The 21,602-nt window shown below is 74.2% G+C and carries 17 protein-coding genes; 7 read left to right on the forward strand and 10 right to left on the reverse strand.

Annotated elements, in window-relative coordinates; all coding sequences use genetic code 11:
• Positions 1-61: 61 nt before the first annotated feature.
• The 6 genes from CHB98_RS03700 to macS form a co-directional block, all read right to left on the reverse strand.
• Positions 62-1,654 (reverse strand): N-acyl-D-amino-acid deacylase family protein, encoded by a 1,593-nt coding sequence (locus CHB98_RS03700; protein ID WP_089304277.1) that lies wholly within the window; start codon positions 1,652-1,654, stop codon positions 62-64.
• A gap of 11 nt (positions 1,655-1,665) precedes the next feature.
• On the reverse strand, positions 1,666-2,556 hold the full coding sequence (locus tag CHB98_RS03705; protein WP_143424929.1) for a serine hydrolase: 891 nt from the start codon (positions 2,554-2,556) through the stop codon (positions 1,666-1,668).
• Complete coding sequence (locus CHB98_RS03710) at positions 2,553-3,473, reverse strand: ATP-binding cassette domain-containing protein (protein WP_089304279.1); 921 nt, start codon at positions 3,471-3,473, stop codon at positions 2,553-2,555. The genes CHB98_RS03705 and CHB98_RS03710 overlap by 4 nt, the downstream gene beginning before the upstream one ends.
• A 769-nt stretch (positions 3,474-4,242) precedes the next feature.
• A complete protein-coding gene (locus CHB98_RS22180) occupies positions 4,243-4,461 on the reverse strand; it encodes a response regulator transcription factor (RefSeq protein ID WP_245820909.1) in 219 nt (72 codons plus the stop codon).
• Positions 4,462-4,749: 288 nt separating this feature from the next.
• Positions 4,750-5,415, reverse strand: coding sequence for a response regulator (locus tag CHB98_RS03725; RefSeq protein WP_218822233.1), 666 nt, complete (start codon positions 5,413-5,415; stop codon positions 4,750-4,752).
• A complete protein-coding gene (gene macS, locus CHB98_RS03730; RefSeq protein WP_179224158.1) occupies positions 5,412-6,584 on the reverse strand; it encodes a MacS family sensor histidine kinase in 1,173 nt (390 codons plus the stop codon). The genes CHB98_RS03725 and macS overlap by 4 nt, the downstream gene beginning before the upstream one ends.
• Before the next feature lie 177 nt (positions 6,585-6,761).
• On the opposite strand from macS, the gene CHB98_RS03735 reads away from it, so the two are divergent.
• Together CHB98_RS03735 and CHB98_RS03740 are read left to right on the forward strand one after the other, a co-directional pair.
• The gene (locus CHB98_RS03735) at positions 6,762-8,156 is read left to right on the forward strand and encodes an FAD-binding oxidoreductase (protein ID WP_179224160.1); all 1,395 of its coding nucleotides are present in this window, start codon (positions 6,762-6,764) and stop codon (positions 8,154-8,156) included.
• Between the two features lie 139 nt (positions 8,157-8,295).
• A complete protein-coding gene (locus CHB98_RS03740; protein ID WP_089304282.1) occupies positions 8,296-9,237 on the forward strand; it encodes a patatin-like phospholipase family protein in 942 nt (313 codons plus the stop codon).
• A 49-nt stretch (positions 9,238-9,286) separates the two neighbouring features.
• Here the strand turns inward: CHB98_RS03740 and CHB98_RS03745 are convergent, their stop codons facing one another.
• Both CHB98_RS03745 and CHB98_RS03750 read right to left on the reverse strand, forming a co-directional pair.
• The gene (locus tag CHB98_RS03745) at positions 9,287-9,922 is read right to left on the reverse strand and encodes a dihydrofolate reductase family protein (RefSeq protein ID WP_245820960.1); all 636 of its coding nucleotides are present in this window, start codon (positions 9,920-9,922) and stop codon (positions 9,287-9,289) included.
• Between the two features lie 664 nt (positions 9,923-10,586).
• Entirely contained in the window at positions 10,587-11,021 is a 435-nt protein-coding gene (locus CHB98_RS03750; RefSeq protein WP_179224162.1) for an ester cyclase, read from the reverse strand.
• A 309-nt stretch (positions 11,022-11,330) separates the two neighbouring features.
• Between CHB98_RS03750 and CHB98_RS03755 the strand changes: the two genes are divergently transcribed.
• The gene (locus tag CHB98_RS03755) at positions 11,331-12,065 is read left to right on the forward strand and encodes an ANTAR domain-containing protein (RefSeq protein ID WP_342744001.1); all 735 of its coding nucleotides are present in this window, start codon (positions 11,331-11,333) and stop codon (positions 12,063-12,065) included.
• 419 nt (positions 12,066-12,484) lie between these two features.
• On the opposite strand, the gene CHB98_RS03760 is transcribed toward CHB98_RS03755, so the two are convergent.
• A complete protein-coding gene (locus tag CHB98_RS03760) occupies positions 12,485-14,725 on the reverse strand; it encodes a malate synthase G (protein WP_089304285.1) in 2,241 nt (746 codons plus the stop codon).
• Between the two features lie 336 nt (positions 14,726-15,061).
• Here CHB98_RS03760 and CHB98_RS22635 point away from each other — a divergent pair, with 336 nt between their 5' ends.
• Complete coding sequence (locus CHB98_RS22635; protein WP_281251837.1) at positions 15,062-15,613, forward strand: SDR family oxidoreductase; 552 nt, start codon at positions 15,062-15,064, stop codon at positions 15,611-15,613.
• Between the two features lie 19 nt (positions 15,614-15,632).
• Here the strand turns inward: CHB98_RS22635 and CHB98_RS03770 are convergent, their stop codons facing one another.
• Positions 15,633-16,283 (reverse strand): TetR/AcrR family transcriptional regulator, encoded by a 651-nt coding sequence (locus tag CHB98_RS03770; protein WP_089304772.1) that lies wholly within the window; start codon positions 16,281-16,283, stop codon positions 15,633-15,635.
• Between the two features lie 74 nt (positions 16,284-16,357).
• Between CHB98_RS03770 and CHB98_RS03775 the strand changes: the two genes are divergently transcribed.
• From CHB98_RS03775 to ppsA, 3 genes are all read left to right on the forward strand, one after another.
• Positions 16,358-17,920: a DHA2 family efflux MFS transporter permease subunit gene (locus tag CHB98_RS03775; protein WP_089304286.1), complete on the forward strand. Its 1,563-nt coding sequence runs from the start codon at positions 16,358-16,360 to the stop codon at positions 17,918-17,920.
• 168 nt (positions 17,921-18,088) lie between these two features.
• A complete protein-coding gene (locus tag CHB98_RS03780; protein ID WP_089304773.1) occupies positions 18,089-18,982 on the forward strand; it encodes a pyruvate, water dikinase regulatory protein in 894 nt (297 codons plus the stop codon).
• Positions 18,979-21,399: a phosphoenolpyruvate synthase gene (gene ppsA / locus CHB98_RS03785; RefSeq protein ID WP_089304287.1), complete on the forward strand. Its 2,421-nt coding sequence runs from the start codon at positions 18,979-18,981 to the stop codon at positions 21,397-21,399. Before CHB98_RS03780 ends, ppsA begins: the two co-directional genes overlap by 4 nt.
• Positions 21,400-21,602: the final 203 nt, after the last annotated feature.

The raw sequence follows: 21,602 nt of genomic DNA on the forward strand, positions 1-21,602 counted from the left end.
TCCTCCGCGTCCCGCCGCGCGGCGTACACCAGCGACCCGGTGACCCCGGTTGCGGCGCCGTTCACGGTCCCGCCGGCGCCAGTCGGGTGCCGTGCCGCCGTCCCATGTAAGTCCCGCCGTCGACGGCCGGGTGCCCGCCGACGAAGACGTCGGCGATGCCGCAAGCCGGGCGGACCGGGTCGGCGTAGTCGGCCTCGTCGTGCACGACGGCGGGGTCGAGGACGACGAGGTCGGCGACCGCGCCGGGACGGACCTCGCCGCGTCCCTGCAGGCCGAACCGCCGCGCGGGCAGGGAGGTCATCTTGCGGATCGCCTCCTCCAGCGACAGCACCCCCGTCTCGCGGACGTACCTGCTCAGCACGCGGGGGAAGGTGCCCCACATGCGGGGGTGCGGTCTGCCGCCGCCGCCCGGGGGCAGCCCGTCGGACCCCACCATCGTCAGGGGGTGGCGGAGCGCCTCGACCAGGTCGTCCTCCCGCATCGAGAAGATGATCATGCTGGCCTCGAGCTCCTCGGCGCGGAGTACGTCGATCAGCGCCTGGAGGGGCTCGACGCCGGTGTCGTCGGCGATCTGCTGGAGGCTCTTGCCGTCGTGGGTGTGGCTGCGGGTGGAGGCCACCACGATGCCGCTCCACCCGCAGGCGTCGACGTGGTTCTCCCACGCGCCGTCGTCGGACTCGATGTCGCGGCGCAACCGGTCCACGCTGGCCGGGTCCGCCAGCCGGCGGAGCACCGAGGGGTTGCCACCCTCCTGGAACCACGGCGGCAGAGTGGCGGTGAGCATGGTGCTGCCCGCCAGGTAGGGGTAGACGTCATGGGTGACGTCGACGCCACGCTCTCGGGCGGCGTCGAGCAGGGCGAGCGCCTCGCCCATGCGGCCCCACACCTTGCGCCCGGCCGCCTTGAGGTGGGAGACGTGTACCGGCCGGCCGGCCGCCTCGCCGATCCGGATCGCCTCGGCGATGCTGTCCAGCAGCATCCGCCCCTCGCCGCGCATGTGGGTGACGTAGGGCCGGCCGGCGGGCATGACCTCAGCGAGGGCCTGGATCTCCGCGTCCCGGGCGAAGAGTCCGGGCGGGTAGATCAGCCCGGTCGAGAGGCCGAACGCCCCGGCCTCGAAGGCCTCCTGCGTGGCCCGGCGCATCGCCGCCAGGTGGTCAGCGTCCGGTGCGCCGTCGGCCATGCCCATCGCAGCCACCCGCAGGGAGTGGTGTCCCACCAGGGGTGCGTAGTTGGTGACGTAGCCGGCGGCGTCGGTCACGGCGAACAGCTCGGGCAGCGTACTCCAGTCGGCCGCCAGGGGCGGGAAGACCCGGCTCATCAGCCCGCGGAGGGCATCCCGGTGGGCGTCGGAAACCGGTGCCAGGCTGAACCCGCAGTTGCCGACGACCTCGGTCGTCACGCCTTGAGTGATCTTGGACCGGTCGTCCTCGGCCAGCAGCGGCGCGTTGTCCGCGTGCGAGTGCACGTCGATGAACCCCGGGCAGACGACGGCGCCGCTGAGCTCGCGGACCTGGGCCGTGGCCGCCCCCAGCCGCCCGGGAGCCTCCACCGCGACGACGAGCCCGCCCTCGAGGAGGAGGTCGGCCGGGGTGGCGGGACTCCCGGTGCCGTCGACGAGCCGGCCCCCGCGCAGCAGCGTCCGCTCGCTCACCGCGACGCCACCTAGGCCTCGTACGCGGTCGGCACGACCGGCGCCGGTCCGGCGTCGGCCGGCCACCAGTGTTCGACCAGCGCCCGCCCGACGAGACCGTTGAGGACGGCGCCCTCCGCCTCGGGGAGGAAGGAGATGTCGGAGGCCTCGTGGTTGGCCACGGCGTAGCAGAACCCGCCGCCGGCGGCGAACCGGACGATGCCGGCGTCCACCCGGGTGCCGGTGAAGGAGCCGGTCTTGCTGGCCACCGAGAGCGGCGCCATCAGGCCCAGCTCGCGGGCGTAGGGGTTGGCCAGCGTGTACCGCATGGCCTGGTCGAGGTACTGCTGGGTGGCGAGCACCTCCTCGGCAGTGGCGCTCACCATCTCGCCGAATGCCTTCCGGGTTGCGATGAGCCGGCCCAGCTCGCAGAGGTCGCGCACGGTCGCCTCGCCCAGCCGGCGCACGTCGTTCCCGATGAGCTCGAAGTCGACGGCGTTGTGCAGCCGGATGCTGTCCAACCCGAGCTCGGCCATCGCCCGGTTCACCGGCTCGGGACCGCCGATCAGGTCGAGCACCATGTTGGTCGCGGTGTTGTCGCTGACCGCGATCATCAGGGTGGCGACGTCGCGGACGGTCGGCTGTAACCCGCCCTCGAACAGCTTGAGGACGCCGGAGCCGCCGACCCGCTCCGAGGCCTCGAGGGTGACGCGGTCGGCCAGGTCGACCGTGCCGGCCTCGGCCGCCCGCAGCAGGGCGATCAGGATCGATTCCTTGATCACGCTCGCGGTGGGCAGCAGCAGGTCGGGCTGCCACTCGACCCGCTCGCCCGTGGTGAGGTCCACCGCCGAGACCGCCAGCTGGCCGGTGAAGTCCGTCGCGAGGTCGGCGATGCGGGCCGCGACGTCGTCGGTGCCGGTCACAGCCCCGCCACCTCCCGCACGTACTGCAGAACGCCGCTCTCCTCCAGGTACTGGTTGTCCTCGACCAGCGGGGGCAGCTGGGAGACCTCGACGCTGCCCGGCTCGTGGTGCTGGTCCACCGTCTCCTCGTCCAGGATGATCTGCGGCAGCGGCGTCACGTCGGCCGGCGGCTCGGCGCCCTCGGCGACGGCCTTGGCCATCGCGGCGGCGTAGGCGCCCCGCCACGCGACGAAGATGTCGCCCTCGGCCACCCACCGCGGGACGTCCCGCAGCGCGGTGATGCCGGTCTCGTCCCCACCGAGGCCGCCGACGAGCAGCGTGATGTAGAGGACGGCGACGCCGCGGGCCGCAAGGATACCGGTGAGCCGGAGGAGCTGGTCGCTGTCGTGCGAGGACAGCGCAGCTGTCGGCTCGTCCAGCAACAGGATGCGGGAACGCCGTGCCAGCGCCTTGAGGATTCCGACCTGCTGCTGCTGCGCGAGGGGAAGGGAGTCCATGCTCCGGTCCAGCGGGAGGTCCAGGTCGAAGGTGCGGGCCTCCTCCTGCGCCCGCCGGCGGATCGCCCCGGGGCTCGTCGTCCGGAGGCGACCGGGCACCCGCCCCAGGCAGATGTTCTCTGCGACCGTCAGCCGCGGGACGTAGATGAGCTCCTGGGGCATGAAGGAGATGCCATGCCGGATGGCCGCGCGCGGGTTGGTCAGCGCGACCTCCCGTCCCTCGACGGCGACAGTGCCCGCGTCTGGGGTGATCGCCCCGGCGAGCACCTTGGCCAGGGTGGACTTGCCGGCACCGTTCTCCCCGAGGAGGGCGGCGACCTCACCGTGGCGGAGCGAGAACGACACGCCCTCGAGGACCCGCTGGCGGCCGTACTGCTTGACGAGTCCGTGGACGGACAGCGCGGCGGCTTGGCCCTGCATCGCATCTCCCGTTGCTCGGTTCAACAAAGCTAGAGCCCGCCCAGGACGTTGATCTCTATGTCGAGCCGGACGAACACCCTCGGTACCGGTGACGCCAATGCACGAAGATCGTGGCGAAGAGTGACGTGGCAAGATCCGGGCAATACGGCCGCAACGACGTGGTGGGGCATCGGCCGCGATACACCCCTCTGGACGAAGACGTCCCCCCGGCCGGAACGCAGGCCGGACTTCGAGGGGCGATCATGCGTCAGGCTCTCAGCCCCATTCAAGAGATGCCGATGCGTGAAGACGTGCCGATCACTGCCCTCGTTGGCCGTCGGTAGGCACAATGCGATGGCCAGCCACGCCGGCGCCCTGGGACCGCCTCAACCGGCACTGAGAAGGCGGTGGAGTTGGTATCGCGGGGCGTGCGTCAGCCCGACAGTGGGGAAGCGCACGTCAGAGACGGGTCGGCCGTGAGGGTCGGCCCGCCTCGTGCAGATCGCGCGACCTCCCGGACTGACCGACGAGCCCGGCACCGGGTACGCGGTCGCCGAGGACCCCTGCCTTCTCGACCGTCGCTGCGATCGCCGACGTCCTCGGGCTCTCCCTCGATGCACTGTGGGCGGAGGTGAACCGGTCAGCAGGCGAGGTCGTACCGGCCGGGGCCGGTCGCGACGTGGGTGACCGCCTGGTCTCGTAGGCCTCGACGCGGTGCCCCGGCCGCCGTCACCCGATCGCGTGTCCGTCGATCCCGGTCACTGCCCACGGTCGACCCCACCAGAGGCATCTACAGCCAGTCGTGCGCACGCGCGTAGCGAGCCGCCTCGTGGCGGGTGTGGGTCTGGGTCTTCTGCAGGGCGCTGGAGAGGTGGTTCCGCACCGTTCCCTGCGCCAGGTACAGCCTGGCTGCGATCCCGGCGACCGAGTAGCCGTCGCGGGTCACCCGCAGCACGTCGATCTCGCGTTCGGTCAGGGGGCAGTCGTCGACGATCGCGGCGGCTGACACGTCCTGGTCGATCCGTCTCCGGCCCCCGTGCAGTGCCGCGATGACCGAGGCGATGTGGGCCGGCTCCGCGGACTCGCCGGCGAACCCCTGGACGCCGAGTCCCGGGGCGCGGCGGAGAACGCCCGCCGATGCCCGCCTCCCCGCGGACGACGAGGACGCCACTGTGCCCGGCGCGCGCCCGGGCGAGCAGCTGGTCGACCACCTCCCGCTCGGCACGCCGGCTCAGGAGGCCACGGCCCACGCCGTCATCTCTTCCTGGATCGCCCAGCGGGAGGTGCTCACCGGAACTCAGCGCCGGCCGGCCCCACCCCCGTCGAGTCCCTGCTCGATGGCGTAGCGGACCAGCTCGACGCGAGTGTGCAGCTGCAACTTGCGCAGGGTGTTCTGCACGTGGTTCTGCACGGTGCGGTGGGACAGGGTCAGCTCCTCGGCGATCTGCCGATAGCTGCGGCACGTGGCGACCATGCGGAGGACCTCGTACTCCCGCGGCGTCAGGCGCGGCACGTCGGGGTCGTCTCCGCCGACGCGGTCCTCGGCCAGGCGCCGGAACTCGCCGAGCACGAGGCCGGCCAGGCCGGGGGTGAACACGGCGTCACCGGCGCGCACCGACAGGACCGCGGCCAGGAACTCCTCCCGGGAGGCGGACTTGACGAGGTAGCCGGTGGCCCCGGCCTTCACCGCAGCGAGCACGTCGTCGCGCTCCCCGCTGGCGGAGAGCACCAGGACCCGCAGCGACGGGTCGGCCCGGACCAGTTCCCGGGTCACCTCGACCCCGGTCATGGTCGGCAGGCGCAGGTCCACCACCGCCACCTCGGGACGGGTCGCCGGGGCTCGGCGCAGCGCCTCCTCGCCGGTGCTGGCCGTGGCAACCACCTCGAAGCCCGCTTCCGCGAGGTCTCGGGCGACGGCGTCGCGCCACATGGGATGGTCGTCGACCACCATCACCCGGGTCACGGCGCAGTCCCGCGACCAGTGACCGTCCGGCGCGGCACCCGCAGCTCCCACTCGGTCCCCGTGCTCGCGGAGGTGATCAGCTCGGCCGTGCCACCGAGGGCGGCCAACCTCCCGACGATGGAGCCGGTGACGCCCATCCGGCCCGCGGCGGCCGCCTCGTCCAGCCGACCGGCCGGGATCCCCGGCCCGTCGTCGCCGACGCTGACCACGACGGCGTCACCGGTGTCCTCGAGCAGCACGTACGCCGACGCCCCGCCGGCGTGTCGCGCGGTGTTGCCCAACGCGGCAGCCACGGCAGCGACCAACTCCTCGGCGTCCGGACCCGGCAGCGGCACCGGGCTCGCCGGGGTGGCCACCGACACCGCACGGCCCGTGTGGCGGTGCAGCAGCACCGCGACGTCGCGGGTGCCGGCCGCCGGCGGCGCTCCCGGTGCGGCCCGGGCCGCGGAGCCGTCGACGTGGCCCTGCACCAGCCCGCGCAGCGCCTCCTCCTGGTCGCGGGCCAGGTCGGCCAGCTCAGCGGCCGGGCCGCCGATCTCCGCTCCCCGCCGCTGCACGTAGGCCAGGGTCTGCAACACCCCGTCGTGGACGGCACGGGCGAGCCGCTCCCGCTCCTCGGTGGCGGCCTGCGCGGCTGCGGCCTCGGTCCGCTCGCGGGTACCGGTACGTACGAGGGCGGCGGCGTAGCCGGCAACCAGGCCGGTGAGCACGAGCAGGAACACGTACCCGGCGCCGGATCCGCTGGGGGCCGCGTGGACGGCGAGGTCGACCCCGCCGACGACCAGGGCCGACGCCAGGCCGCCCCGCCACGCCCACTGCACCGCACATGCCAGCACCGGGGCCGCGATCCAGAAGCTGGCCAGGGTCGGGGCGCCGCGATCGGCAGCCGCGGCGCCCTGCACCCACGGTGTCATCAGCAGCGCCGCGACAGCGAGCGCCGACTCCGCCACGACCAGCCGGGGACGGCGGGCGGCCACTCGGTACAGCCGGGGCGCGACCAGTGTCCACGTCGCGAGGGTCCCCAGCACCGCGCCGGCCGCCAGGGGATGCCGGTACTCCTGCACGTGCAGCGCGTTGACGACCACCGCGTAGCCGAGCAGCACCACCCGGGCCACGCCCAGGGCCGGCCACAGGATGCCGGTGTCCTCGGGCCGGGGGGAGGCGCTCACGCCGCCCTCGTCTCCGCGCCGCGACGCACGCGACTGAGTACTCGTACCCGGGTCAGGTCGGGTCGCCACACGGATGGAGCGGGCTCCGCCGTCCGCCAGATTCGTGGGCATGACCGACCAGCGCATCGCTCGGGACCCCTCTCCCGCCGTGGCGGAGCCGTCCGGAGGACAGCAGCAGTGATCATCAACGACGTCCACTCCCGACTCAACCCCACCCGCCCTGCGGCGCTGCTCCCGGTGGGTTCACTGCCCGCCCTGCGCGCCGCGGTGTCCGGGGCACCGGGCCGGGTCAGCGTGGCCGGCGGGCGGCACGCGATGGGCGGCCAGCAGTTCGCGACCGGCGGCACCGTGCTGGACACCCGCGGCATGTCCCGGGTGCTGCACCTGGACCGGGGACGTGGCCTGGTGGAGGTGGAGGCGGGGATCCAGTGGCCCGAGCTCGTCGACCGCCTCCACGCCGTGCAGCGGGGGGAGAGCCGGCAGTGGACCATCGCGCAGAAGCAGACCGGCGCCAACCGGTTCACGGTCGGCGGGTCGGTGTCGGCCAACTGTCACGGGCGCGGACTGACGATGGGCCCGATCGTGTCCGACGTCGAGGAGCTGCGTGTCGTGACCGCGGACGGCTCGGTCCTCACCTGCAGCCGGACGTGCAACCGCGAGCTGTTCTCCCTCGTGGTCGGCGGCTACGGGCTCTTCGGCGCGGTCTACTCGGTGACGCTCCGGCTGGCCCGCCGGCAGGTGCTGCAACGGATCGTCGAGATCACCAGCGTGGACGACCTGGTCGATGCCGTCCACGGGCGGGTGCGGGCCGGGTTCCGCTACGGCGACTTCCAGTTCGCCATCGACCCGGACTCGCCGGACTTCCTCCGCCGGGGGGTGTTCTCCTGCTATCGACCGGTCGGGGCCGACCGGTCGGTCCCGGACGGGCAGCTCGTGCTCCGTCCGGACGACTGGCAGGACCTGCTGGTGCTGGCCCACGAGGACAAGTCCAGGGCGTTCGACCGCTACGCGCGGCACTACCTCGCCACCTCGGGCCAGCTCTACTGGTCGGACACCCACCAGCTCGCGGTGTACCTGGACGACTACCACCAGACGCTGGACCGCCGACTGGGCGCGGTGCGACCCGGCACGGAGATGATCACCGAGGTGTACGTCCCCCGGCACCGGCTCGCGGACTTCATGGCGGCTGCGGGGGAGGAGCTCCGTCGGGTCCGAGCAGACCTCGTCTACGGCACCGTGCGCTTCACCGAGGCAGATCGGGACACCTACCTGCCGTGGGCACGTCAGGCCTACGCCTGCGTGGTCTTCAACCTGCACACACCGCACACACCCGCGGGCATCCAGCGGTCGGCCACGGCGTTCCGGCGGCTGATCGACCTCGCCGTCGCACGCGACGGCAGCTACTACCTGACCTACCACCGGTGGGCAGGACGCGAACAGCTCCTGGCGTGCTATCCGCAGTTCCCACGATTCCTCGCACTCAAGCGCCGATACGACCCGAGCGAGCGGCTCCACAGCGACTGGTACGCCTCCCTCCGGGACCTGGCCCGGGACATGACTCCCGCGGCGTGACGGCCGCGGACGACGCCCCTGCGTCTGACACGACCACCCGAGCCGCTGGCGGGAGTGGCCCCCTCGGCGGCCACCGGTGCCCCCGGGAAACGGCCGAGCGGAAGACGGTGGGGACGTCGCTCCCGGGTAGGGGGCACGGATGAGAACAGTCGCGATCGCCTGCCAGGGCGGCGGGAGCCACACGGCGTTCACCGGTGGAGCACTGCAGCGGCTGCTGGGCGATCCCGGCCACCGGGTCGTGGCGCTCTCCGGCACCTCAGGGGGTGCGGTCTGCGCCCTGCTGGCCTGGTACGGGCTGCTGACGGGAGGCGCGGCCGAGGCCGGCCGGCTGCTCGAGCGCTTCTGGGAGGCCAATGCGACCACCACGCTGAGCGGGAAGCTCGCGAATGCCTGGCTGGTCGGTCTGGCCCGGCTCGAGGGGCGGGTGTCGCTCCCCACGGTCAGCCCCTACGCCTATCCGGACATCGCCGGGGGTGCCCTCACCGACCTGCTGACCCGTCACGTGGACGTCGATCGGCTGGCCCGGTTGCAGGAGTCCCCACCGCAGGACCAGCCGCTGCTGCTCGTCGGCGCCGCGGACGTCCTCACCGGCGACTTCAAGGCCTTCTCCAGCCGGCGCGGGGAGATCACCGTGAACTCCGTGCTCGCCTCGGCCGCCGTCCCGCTGCTCTTCCGGGCCGTCGAGGAGGAGGGCCGCTACTACTGGGACGGGCTGTTCAGCCAGAACCCGCCGGTGCGCGAGCTGGCCGATGCCCGCCCCGAGGAGCTCTGGGTCATCCGGATCAACCCGCGCAGCCGGGCCACCGTGCCGACGACGGTGAGCGACATCGCCGACCGGCGCAACGAGCTGGCCGGGAACCTCTCGCTGGAGCAGGAGCTGTACCTCATCGGCAAGGTCAACGAGTGGGCCGATCGTCTCGGGGACCCCTATCGGCGCATCGAGATCCGGGAGTTGACGCTCGATCTCGGCGCCGACCTGGACCTGGCCAGCAAGCTGGACCGCCGGCCGGCATTCATCCGTCGACTGGTCGACGCCGGACGGGAGCAGGCGGCGGGGTTCCTGGCCGGGCTCCCGAGTTGACGGCCGGGCACCGGTCCGCGCCCGAGCCTCATCGAGGATCCCTGGGCCGTCAGCGCCGCCAGAACAGGTGGTGGACGACGCCGCTGGGGCTGGGCACGACGTCGTGGTGGTACCGGTCGCGGAGCTCCTCGGGGGACCTCCACAGCCGGGAGCCGGCGCCGAGCTGCACCGGGGCGACGGCGATGTGCAGGGTGTCGACGAGGTCCGCGTCGAGGAACTGGCGGATGGTGGTCGCGCCTCCGCCCAGCCGGACGTCCTTGCCCTCGGCGGCCGCGAGGGCTCGCCGCAGCACGCCGGCCGGCTCGCCGCCGGTGAAGTGGAAGGTGGTGTCCGACAAGCGGAAGGAAGGCCGCTCGTGGTGGGTCATGACGAAGACCGGCGTGTGGAACGGCGGCTGCTGGCCCCACCAGCCCTGCCACTCGTGGTCGGCCCAGGGCCCGCGCTGCGGGCCGAACTTGTTGCGGCCCATGATCTCGGCACCGATGTTGCGGTGGAAGTCCCGGACCATGTAGTCGTCCAGACCGCGGCTCCCTCCCGGGTCGCTCCGGTCGGGCCAGCTCGCCGTCGCGAACGCCCAGGCGCCCAGCCGAGCAGGGTCGGCGTGGCCGAACGGGCGTTCCCGGCTCTGTCCCTCACCGGCGGCGTAGCCGTCGCTGGAGACCATGAGGTTGTGCACTCGCACCATCTGCGCCACGTCGACCTCTCCTCCTCGTCAGGTGCCCCCGGTCAGTGTCGTGACTGTTCCGCCCGGCCGGACTCATCGCGGCGCACGACGCCGATGTCGCGGCGTCCGGCGGATCCCCCGACGGCACACGCGGTGCACGGCACCGCCGGGCTGACCGTGGTCCTGGGCGGCGGAGGTCACCGGCTCCCGCGCTGACCACGCCCCGCAGACGCAGCGCCCCCGGTGTCGGAGGGGCGTCAGCCGGTGGCCACGGTGGTCGCGCCCACCGGTACCCCGCGCCGGCCCGGGGCCGGCGTCCGCCGGCGGGGCGGCGACGACGTCCGGCTGCCCGGAGACGGGTCGCCCGGACCTCGTCGAGGCGGCCTCGTCGAGCCAGACGGCCTGCTCCCAGGTCCTCCGGGCGACGTCCCCCCTGTGCCGGATGCGGCCTTCCGCACCCCCGCCGTCCGGACGTCCTCGTGCGGGGACCGGGTGAGGGGTGTCGGCGGTTCGCCGGCGCAGAGCCACCCTCGGCAGCGGGGGTGCGTGGGCGGTGCGCAGACCGGCGCCCGCCCCCCGTGCGCCGGTCCTCGGGCAGCGGCCCGAGCGCTCGGCCGGCGCGGCCGGCACGGCCGGTGGGCCGACGGGCTGCCGCCGGGGCAGCCGCGCAGGTGACCTGACCGGCTCAGGCGGGGGCCGGGACGGCGCCCAACTGCACCAGCAGGCCCAGGAAGTCGGCGGTCGTCCAGCGCTCGACCACCTGGTCGCGGCGGAACCGCATGATCGTGATGCCCTCCAGCACGTAGGGCCGGCCCGTGGCGGCCACGCCCATGAAGTCGCCGCGGTGCTCGCCGGACACGGCGAACCGGCAGCCGTAGCGGTCGCCGTCGACGAGGTGCTCGTGGAAGTCCAGCTGCGGGTTGGCGCGACCCGGTGCGCCCATGGCCGACCAGAACTGCTGGTAGAAGCCGGTCACGGACGGCTTGTCCATCGGGTCCGGTCGTACGCCGTGGAACTGCAGGTCCTCGGCGTACAGCTGCAGGTAGCCGGGCAGGTCCCCGGCGTTCCACCGCTGCCGTGCCCGGTCGACCTGCTCGGCTGGTCGGGCTGGAGTGGTCACGGCTCCTCCTGCGCGAGACGGCTCGTCAGTCCCTCCGAGCACCCTGGCAGCGGGTCCTCCGCCGATGGAGAGGCCTTCGTCCCGCTGCGCAGTCCGGCGTGCGCCCAGGGCTCCCGCCGCCCAGCGCGGCTCCGCCCTCGACAGGTCGCCCGACGCGCCCGGAAGGGCGTAGGGTCAGGTGCCTCAGCGCGGTGATGCCGCGCAACGGGCGCGTCCAGCAGCGGCGTGGCCAAGCACGGAGACCTCGATCACGAGGCCCTGTGGCCGAGGCTCGTCACCCCGGTTAGACCGAGACCGGAGTGTGCCCCCGTGGCCGTCGGCGATCACCAACCCCCACCGGGCCAGGCCGGGGTGGCGCTGGAGCGGCTGGGCCGCCTGGCGCTGCGCGACCTGTCCATGGAGGAGCTGCTCGAGGCAGTGGCCGACTCGGCGAAGGCGGTGATGCCGGGCAGCCCCGAGGTGTCCATCTTCGTCCGGGCCTCGGATCGCCGGGTCACCATCACCTCCACCGGGCCTCTCGCCACCGACCTCGACGAGGTGCAGTACAGCCAGGAGCAGGGGCCGTGCCTGTCCGCGGCCGCCACCCAGGAGCTGACCGAGATCCCCGACACCCGGGCCGAGACCCGGTGGCCGGACTACGTGCGGCGCGCGGCCGAGCGCGGGAACCTCAGCTCGCTGTCCGTGCCGCTGCGCATCGACGAGGAGACCTCCGGGGCGCTGAACATCTACGCCCGGCAGGCGCGCGCCTTCGACGACGACAGCCGCGGCGTGGCGACCGCCTTCGGCCCCTACGCCGCCGTCGCCATCGGCAACATGCAGGACTACCAGAGCGCCCGGGGCATGGTGGGCAACCTGCGGGCCGCGCTGGAGTCCCGCGCGGTCATCGACCAGGCGAAGGGCATCCTCATGGAGCGCCACAGGATCACCGCAGACCAGGCGTTCCAGCTGCTGGCCCACGCGTCGATGACCACCAACACCAAGGTCCGCGACGTCGCCGACCACCTCGTCCACACCGGCGAGCTCCGGGGTCCGCAGAGCCGCTGAGCCGGCCGTCCGTGGGCTCCCCCCGAACAGCCGCTGTCGTCTCCCGGGGGACGACCGCGGTCAGGCCCCGCTGCTCGAGACACACGGGCAGCGGGGCTGCCCCCGGCCACCGCCCGGTCGAGCTGCGCTCAGCCGACGTCGGGGCGCTGTCCGTCAGGCGGTACCGCAGCCACAGGACGCCGCCGGCGGCGGGCGGGTCCAGGCCTCCGTCGTGCGCGCGGCGATGCCGTCGAGGCGCAGGACGCGGAGTCGTCCCGGTCGTCCCCTCGGCCGCGTCGAGGCGGGCTGGGACGACGGTCGCCTCCGGATCGTCGTCGGGTCACCGGCCGCGGGCACCCGGGCAGCGGGGCGCCGCCGGTCGGTCCGGCGGCGCCCCCTGCCGTCCACCCCGCGGCCGTGGTCGGCCGCGGGCTCCCGCGTCAGGTCGCCGGGCTCGGCGACCGGTCCTCCAGGACGGCCTCGCGGGTCGGCGACTGCTCGTCGCCGCCGTCGACCGCCTTCGCCTGCTGCCGCCACTGGGTCAGCGCCCGCTCGGTGTAGCCGTTCGGCTCCCGCCGGCCGGAGAACACCAGGTCCAGCGCGGCCTGGAACGACGGGCTGCCGTCGAGGTCGGCGCACATCGGCTGGTACCCGGGCTCGGCCGCGTTCTGCTCGTCGACCACCTGGGCCATCCGGGCGAAGGTCTCGCGCACCTGGGCCTCCTCGACCAGCCCGTGGTGCAGCCAGTTGGCGATCTGCTGGCTGGAGATCCGCAGCGTCGCGCGGTCCTCCATCAGGCCGACACCCTCCAGCGTCGGGACGGTGGAGCAGCCGATCCCCAGCCCGACCCAGCGCACGACGTAGCCCAGGATGGACTGCGCGTTGGTCTCCAGCTCGTGCACCTTGGCCTCGTCGGACAGCCCGGCGCCCGCGTCGGGCAGCACCGGCGGGACGAGCAGGCCGCGGCGGTCGGCGAGGGGGCGCTTCTTCAGCTCCTCCTGGACGGCGAGCACGTCGGTCTCCAGGTAGTGCAGCGCGTGCAGCGTGGCCGCGGTCGGCGAGGGCACCCAGGCGGTGTTCGCCCCGGCCCGCGGGTGGGCGCCCTTGGTGTCGAGCATCTCCCGCATCGCCGCGGGCTTGGCCCACATGCCCTTGCCGATCTGGGCCTGCCCGGCGAACCCCGCGCGCAGGGCCACGTCGACGTTGCGGTCCTCGTAGGTCGTCAGCCAGGTCTGCGACCGCTGGTCGTCCTTGCGGACCACCGGCCCGGCCTCGAAGTCGGTGTGGATCTCGTCGCCGGTGCGGTCGAGAAAGCCGGTGTTGACGAAGATGACCCGGTCGGCGGCGCGGGCGATGCAGGCCTCCAGGTTGGTCGACGTCCGCTTCTCCTCGTCCATGATCCCGATCTTGAGCGTCGTGGGCTCCATGCCCAGCGCCTCCTCCACCGCGGCGAGCAGCTCCACCGACAGCGACACCTCGTCGGGGCCGTGCATCTTGGGCTTGACGATGTAGACGCTGCCGGTGCGGGTGTTGGAGTACCGGGCGCGGCCGCGCAGCTCGTGCAGCGCCGCGGTCGCGGAGACGAGCGCGTCGAGGACCTCCTCCAGGATCGGCTCGCCGGCGGCGGTCCGGACGGCGTCCAGGCGCATGTGGTGGCCCACGTTGCGCACCAGGAGCAGCGAGCGGCCCGGCAGGGTCAGCTCGCCGCCGTCGGTGCCGACGTAGGTGCGGTCGCCGTGCACCTCGCGCGTGACGGTGCGCCCGCCCTTGCCGAAGGAGGCGGTCAGCTCCCCGGTGCGCAGCCCGAGCCACGACCGGTAGGCGCCGACCTTGTCCGGCCCGTCGACCGTGGCGACCGAGTCCTCCAGGTCGACGATCGTGCTCACCGCGGACTCCATCAGGGCGTCGGACACCCCGGCGTGGTGCTGGGTGCCCACCCGGGTCGACGGGTCGACGGTCAGCTCCAGGTGCAGCCCGTGCCGGCGCAGCAGCACGGCGGCGGGGCGGTCGCCCTCCCCGGCCCGGTGCCCGGCGAACTGGGCCGGGTCGGCCAGGCCGGTCGTCCCCGACCCCGTGTCGACGGCCAGCTCCCCGGGTGAGGGCACCCGGTAGGCGACGACGTCGGCGTGGCTGCCCTCGGCGAGGGGGAAGAAGCGGTCCAGCAGGCGGTCGGCCTCGGCGATGACCTGCGCGCCCCGGCGCTCGTCGTAGCCGGGCTCCAGCTCGTGGTCCAGCGGGAGCGCGTCGGTGCCGTACAGCGCGTCGTAGAGGGAGCCCCAGCGGGCGTTCGCGGCGTTCAGCGCGTACCGGGGCACGGTCGCCGGCACCACCAGCTGCGGGCCGGGCACCTCGGCGATCTCCCGGTCCACGCGGGTCACCCGGACCGTGGGCTCCTCCAGCGGCAGCAGGTAGCCGATCTCGGTGAGGAAGGCCTCGAGGGCCTCGACGTCGCCGGCGCCGTGCTCCCGGTGCCAGTCGTCGATCTGCTGCTGCAGCTCGTCGCGGCGGCGCAGCAGCTGCTCGACCCGCCCGGCGAACCGCTCGTTGAGCTCGGCGACGGTCGACCAGAACCTCGCGGGCCCCAGGTCCAGCCCGGCCACCAGCTCCTCGGCCACGAAGTCGCGCAGTACGGGGTCGACCTGCAGTCCACCGGTCGAGGTGTCGTCGCTTCCAGTCTCCACGCTCGTCTTCCTCCTTCTCCTCGGGACGACCGTCCCGTCACGGGGAGCACCCTCTCGGCTCTCCGCCCGCCCGGCCACCTCGGCCGGTCCCCGGGGGGCCTCCGCACGCCGCGGTGTGGCACCGCGACGGCCCAGCCTGGCACCCCGCCGGCGACCCCGCGTCGGCGCCCCGGTCCGGGTGCCGTCGCCGTCCGGCCTGCCCGGTCGGCGCCGGTGCGGTGACCTGGCCGCGTGACGGTCGTCCGGGAGCGGGGGGTGGCGGGCCGGTCGTACGTGGTCACCGGCGGGGGACGCGGCGTGGCCGGGCGGTCGTCGAGCGCCTGCTCGCCGACGGCGGTGCCGTCGTCCTCGTCGAGCTCGACCCGGCCACGGTGGCGTGGGTGGGCTGGACACCGCCTCCGCGGCCGAGGGTCCTGGAGCTCGTCGTGGCCGACCTGGCCCCGGCGGTCGTCGGGTGCTCGACGGCGGTCCGCCGCTTCCTGGCCCGCCGGTGGCGGCGGGGCGATCGTCAACGTCTCCAGCCACCAGGCGCAGCGGGCGGTGCGCGGCGCGCTGCCCCACGCCACCGCCAAGGCCGCCACCGAGGGGCTGACCCGCGCGGCGGCGGTCGACCACCGGCCGGCGGGCATCCGGGTCAACGCGGTGGCACCGGGGTCGATCCGCACCGAGCGGTACGACGCCCACCTGGCCGCGCTGGGGCCCGCGCGGGCGGCGCGCACCGAGCAGCAGATGGCGCGGCTGCACCCGCTGGGCCGCGTCGGCCGTGCCGAGGAGGTCGCCGGCACCGTCGCCTGGCTGCTCCCCGACGCGGCCGCCTCCCTCACCGGCGCGACCGTCCCCGTCGACGGCGGCCGGGCCGCCCGCGGGCCCGGTCCCGAGGAGTCCTGATCCCGACGGCGACCCGCGGTCAGCCCGGGCCGCCGGCCGGGACCGACGCCAGCAGCCCGGCCTCGACGTGGTCGAGCAGCTGCCTGCCCACCCGGTCGGCGTGCGCGTCGTCCAGACCCCGCAGCGGCCCCTCGAGGAGCAGCATCGACAGGCCGTGCACCGCCGACCACGCCACCATCTCGGCGTCCCGGCGGCGCTCGGCCGTCACCAGGCCGACGCGGACCAACTCGTCGAGTGCGGCGTTGAGCAGCTCCAGGGGCGTCAGCCCGGAGTCGCCGCAGGCGTCGTGCTCGTCGGTCAGCTCGTCGGCGGCGGCGAAGGCGGTCCGGAAGAGGCCCGGTTGCTCGCGGGCGTAGCGCAGGTAGCCGGCGCCCACCGCGCGCAGGCGCAGCAGCGCGGTCCGCTGCGGGTCGGCCGGCGCGACCGCGGCCTGCTCGGCCTCCATCGACCGGGCGAGCTGGGACATCGCCACCGCGCACACCGCCCGGAGCAGGGCGCGGTGGTCGGCGAAGTGCCGGTAGGCGGCGTTGGGCGACACCCCGACGCGCCGGGTCGCCTCGCGCAGCACCACCGCCTCCGGGCCGCCTCGCCGGGCCAGCTCGGTGCCGGCGGCGAGCAGGGCGGCGGGCAGGTCGCCGTGGCGGTAGGCCGTCCGGGTGGGCTTCGACATGTTGACAGTGTCCCCGGCGGCGGGCACTGTGCACACCGTCCACATTGGTGGACACCGTCCACATGGGAGTCGGCATGTCCCCAGCCACCCGCACCCGCCCGGGCGCCGTCCTGGCCGTCATGTGCCTGGCGGTCTTCACCGTCAACGTCGACACCACGATCGTGAACGTCACGCTGCCGACGCTGGTCGCCGAGCTCGGCGCCACCACGCGCGACCTGCAGTGGATCGTCGACAGCTACCTGCTGGTCTTCGCCGCGCTCGTCTTGGCCGGCGGGAGCCTGTCCGACCGGCTCGGCCGGCGCGCGCTGCTGGTCGCCGGGCTGGCCGTGTTCGGCCTGGGCAACGCCCTCGCCGCCGTCGCGGGCACCCCCGGCGAGCTGATCGCCGCCCGTGCGTTCACCGGCATCGGCGCCGCGGCGGTCTTCCCGACGACGCTGTCGATCCTCACCCAGGTCTTCCGCGAGCGGGCGGCCCGGGCCCGGGCGATCGGGCTGTGGGGGGCCAGCACCGGCCTCGCCGTCGCGTTCGGGCCGATCACCGGCGGCGCCCTCCTCGAGCAGTTCTGGTGGGGCAGCACCTTCCTGGTCAAGCTGCCGATCGCGCTGCTCGCGCTCGCGCTGGTGCTCGCGCTGGTCCCGGAGAGCCGCGACCCGGCGGCGCCGCGGATCGACACGGCCGGCCTGGTGCTGTCCGCGCTCGGCCTGGGCGCGCTCGTGTACACGATCATCGAGGCGCCCGGCCACGGCTGGGGCTCGGTCCGCACGCTGCTCGGCGCCGCCGTGGCGGCCGGGCTGTTCGCGGCGTTCGTCCGCCACGAGCGGCGCACCTCCCAGCCGATGCTGGACCTGCGGCTGTTCGCCGACCGCCGGTTCACCGCCGCCGCGCTGGCGATCACGGTGGCGTTCTTCGCACTGTTCGGGTTCATCTTCCTCGTCACGCAGTACTTCCAGTTCCTGCGCGGCTACGGCCCGCTGGAGACCGGGGTGCGGATCCTGCCCGTCGCGGTGTGCGTGGCCATCGGCTCCGTCCTCGGCTCGCTGCTGGTGGTCCGGCTCGGCAACAAGCTCGTCGTCACCACCGGCCTGCTGTCGCTGGCCGTCGCCTACGCCTGGGTCTCCACCGCGAGCGACGTGACCGGCTACGCGGAGATCGCCGGGCAGATGGTGTTCCTCGGGCTGGGCATGGGCCTGACCAGCGCCCCGGCCACCGAGTCGATCATGGGTGCGGTGCAGACGGACAAGGCGGGCATCGGTTCGGCGGTCAACGACGCGACCCGCGAGGTCGGCGGCACCCTCGGCGTCGCCGTCATCGGCAGCGTGTTCGCCTCGCTGTACGCCGTCCAGGTCGAGTCCCTCCCCGCCGGTGTCCCCGCGGAGGTGGTGCGGGCGGCCGGGGACTCGGTCGGGGCGGCGTTCACCGCCGCCGCCCAGGTGCCCGCCGGGCCGGCCGAGCTGGTGCGCGCCGCCGCCGAGCGGGGCTTCTTCGACGGGCTGGCCGCGGGGTGCCTGGTCGCCTCCGGCGTCGCCCTCGCGGGCGCGGTGGTCGCGGTCCTCGCGCTGCCCGCCCGGCCGCCGTCCGGCCCGGTCGTGCCCGGCGGCACCGCGGGGCAGGGAGTGCTGGCCGCCGACGCGACGTGACCCCCGGCGGGCCGGCCGGCGCCGACCGGCCCGCCGTCCCGGGGCGGTCTGGCAGGGTGGCCCCACGGGGGGCACAGTGACGTCCGTCTCCCCGGGTGCCCCGGGCCCGGCTGCAGGCGCCGCGGGCCGGGACGGCAGGTGCCCGGGGTCGGCGGGGAGGCGGGGGAGATGACGCAGGACGGCGGCGAGGACGACGCCACGGTGCCGGTCTTCTTCCTGTCCGACAGCACGGGCATCAGCGCGGAGACGATGGGCAACGCGCTGCTCATCCAGTTCCCCGACCTGCACTTCGAGCGCACCCTGATCCCGTTCATCTCCACGGTCGAGCAGGCGCGCGAGGTGGTCGCCCAGCTCGACGCCGCGATGGACGGACCGGTGCCGCCGCTGGTGTTCACCACGGCGGCGGTCGACGAGGTGCGGGAGGAGCTGCTGAAGACCAAGGCCCCGATCATCGACTTCTTCGGCATCCACATGGCCCGGGTGGAGGAGCAGCTCGGCGCCCGCGGGCTGCGCGAGGCCCGGCGGCTGCACGGGGTCGGCGACGTCCGGCGCTACAACGACCGGATGGCCGCCATCGAGTTCGCCATCGAGCACGACGACGGCCTGAGCCCGCGGGGGCTGGACCGGGCCGACGTCGTCCTGCTGGCGCCGTCGCGGTGCGGCAAGACGCCGACGGCGATGTACCTGGCCCTGCAGCACGGCCTGTTCGTGGCGAACTACCCCCTGGTCGACGAGGACCTGGAGACCACCGACCTGCCCCGCCCGGTCCGGGACCTCGCGGACCGCTGCTTCGGGCTGACCACCACCGTGGCCCGGCTCAGCCGGGTGCGGCAGGAGCGGCGCCCGGACTCGCGGTACGCCTCGGAGGACCAGTGCCGGTTCGAGCTGCGGCGGGCGATCGCCATGTACGACCGGCACCACCTGCCCACGGTGGACACCTCCGCGGCGTCCGTGGAGGAGATCGCCGCCGTGGTGATCCAGACCCTGGCCCGGCAACGGCGCCGCCCCGGCGCGCGCCCGCAGTCCGGCCGCGACCCACGGCGAGGAAGGACCCCCCGATGAGCACCGACACCGCACCCGAGGCACCGGCCGGCGGCGCGCAGGGCACCGGCGACACCGTCCGGTGGTTCGCCGAGCTGGGGCTGGCCGACCTGGAGGTGGTCGGCGGCAAGAACGCCTCGCTGGGCGAGATGATCTCCCACCTGGCCGACGCCGGCGTCAGCGTCCCCGACGGCTTCGCCACCACCGCGGCCGCCTACCAGCGCTTCCTGGGCGAGACCGGGCTGGCCGCCCGGATCGCCGAGCAGCTGCGCGCGCTGGACACCGACGACGTCCGCGCGCTGGCCGCGGCCGGCCGGGAGATCCGCCGGGCCGTCGTCGAGCAGCCCTTCCCGGCGGACCTGGAGGCCGACATCCGGGCGGCCTACCAGCGGCTGGCCGGGGACGACGCCGAGGTCTCCTTCGCGGTGCGCTCCAGCGCCACCGCCGAGGACCTGCCCGACGCCTCCTTCGCCGGGCAGCAGGAGACGTTCCTCAACGTGCGGGGCGTCGACGCGGTGCTGCAGGCGGTCCGGGAGGTCTACGCCTCGCTGTACAACGACCGGGCCATCGCCTACCGGGTGCACCACGGCTTCGACCACGAGGCGGTGTCGCTGTCGGCCGGGGTGCAGCGGATGGTCCGCTCGGACGTCGGGGCCTCCGGGGTGCTGTTCACCATGGACACCGAGTCCGGGTTCCGGGACGCGGTGTTCGTGACGTCGGCCTACGGCTTGGGCGAGGGCGTCGTGCAGGGGGCGGTGAACCCCGACGAGTTCTACGTCTACAAGCCCGCCCTGCAGGCCGGCCGCCCGGCGATCCTCAAGCGGGGCGTGGGGGAGAAGGCCACCAAGATGGTCTACACCGACTCCGCCGAGGTCGGCCGCACGACCGCGTTCGTCGACGTCGACCCCGCCGAGCGCCGGCGGCTGTCGCTCACCGACGACGAGGTGACCGAGCTGGCGCGGCAGGCCTGCCGGATCGAGGACCACTACGGCCGGCCCATGGACATCGAGTGGGGCAAGGACGGGCTCACCGGGCAGCTGTACGTCCTGCAGGCCCGCCCGGAGACCGTGCAGTCCCGCTCCGGCACCAGCAGCGAGCGCTACCGGCTCACCGGCACCGGTCCCACCCTGGTCGAGGGGCGCGCCATCGGGCAGAAGATCGGCGCCGGGCCCGTGCGGGTGCTCACCGACATCGACCGGATGGACGCCTTCACCCCCGGCGAGGTGCTCGTCGCCGACATGACCGACCCCGACTGGGAACCGATCATGAAGCGCGCCTCGGCCATCGTCACCGACCGCGGCGGGCGCACCTGCCACGCGGCGATCATCGCCCGCGAGCTGGGCATCCCGGCCGTCGTCGGTACGGGGACCGCCACCCGGGTGCTCACCGACGGCGACCCCGTCACGGTCTCCTGCGCGGAGGGCGACACCGGCGTCGTGTACGCCGGCGAGGTGGGCTTCGAGGTGGAGGAGACCCGGCTGGACGCCATGCCGGACATCCCCACCAAGATCATGATGAACGTGGGCACCCCCGAGCAGGCCTTCGCCTTCTCCCGGCTGCCGCACGCCGGTGTCGGGCTGGCCCGGCTGGAGTTCGTCATCAACCGGCAGATCGGCATCCACCCGCGCGCGCTGCTGGACTTGCCGGAGCTCGACGCGCCGCTGCGGGCGCAGGTCGAGGAGCGGATCGCGGCCTACCCCTCGGCGCGGGACTTCTTCGTGCAGCGGGTCGCCGAGGGGGTCTCGATGATCGCGGCGGCGTTCGCCCCCGAGCCGGTCATCGTGCGGATGAGCGACTTCAAGTCCAACGAGTACGCCAACCTCCTCGGCGGGGAGCTCTACGAGCCGCACGAGGAGAACCCGATGATCGGCTACCGCGGGGCGTCCCGGTACCTGTCGGCCGACTTCGCCGACTGCTTCGCGATGGAGTGCGAGGCGCTGCGGTACGTCCGCGACGAGATGGGTCTGACCAACGTCAAGATCATGATCCCGTTCGTCCGGACGGTCGCGGAGATCGAGGGGGTCGTGCGCCTGCTGGGCGAGCACGGCCTGCGCCGCGGGGACAACGACCTGTCCGTGGTGATGATGTGCGAGCTGCCGTCCAACGCGCTGCTGGCCGACGCCTTCCTCGACCACGTCGACGGGTTCTCCATCGGCTCCAACGACATGACCCAGCTGGCGCTGGGGCTCGACCGCGACTCCGCCCTGGTCGCCGCAGGCTTCGACGAGCGCGACCCCGCGGTGCTCGCGCTGCTCGGGATGGCCATCCGGGCGTGCCGGGAGCGCGGCAAGTACGTCGGCATCTGCGGCCAGGGTCCCAGCGACCACCCCGACCTGGCCGAGTGGCTGGTCGAGCAGGGGATCGAGTCGATGTCGCTGAACCCCGACACCGTCGTGGACACCTGGCTGCACCTGGCCACGGTGCGCCGCCCGGCCTGAGCGGAGGCGCCCCTGCGGCCGGCGACGCCGCACGGGCGCCGGGACGGCGGTCCGCGCGCTCCAGCAGCCAGCCGGGGACGCCGTCGGAGGACGCGCTGCGGTTCCTGGCCGGCTGGGCGGCGGCCGCTGCCCCGGTCGGCACCCACGGGACCTCCCGGCCCTGGGTCGCAGCCCGGCCCCCGGCACCGGGTGGGCCATCATCG

The organism is Geodermatophilus pulveris, from assembly GCF_900188375.1.
In the GTDB taxonomy this organism is placed as follows: Bacteria; Actinomycetota; Actinomycetes; order Mycobacteriales; family Geodermatophilaceae; genus Geodermatophilus; species Geodermatophilus pulveris.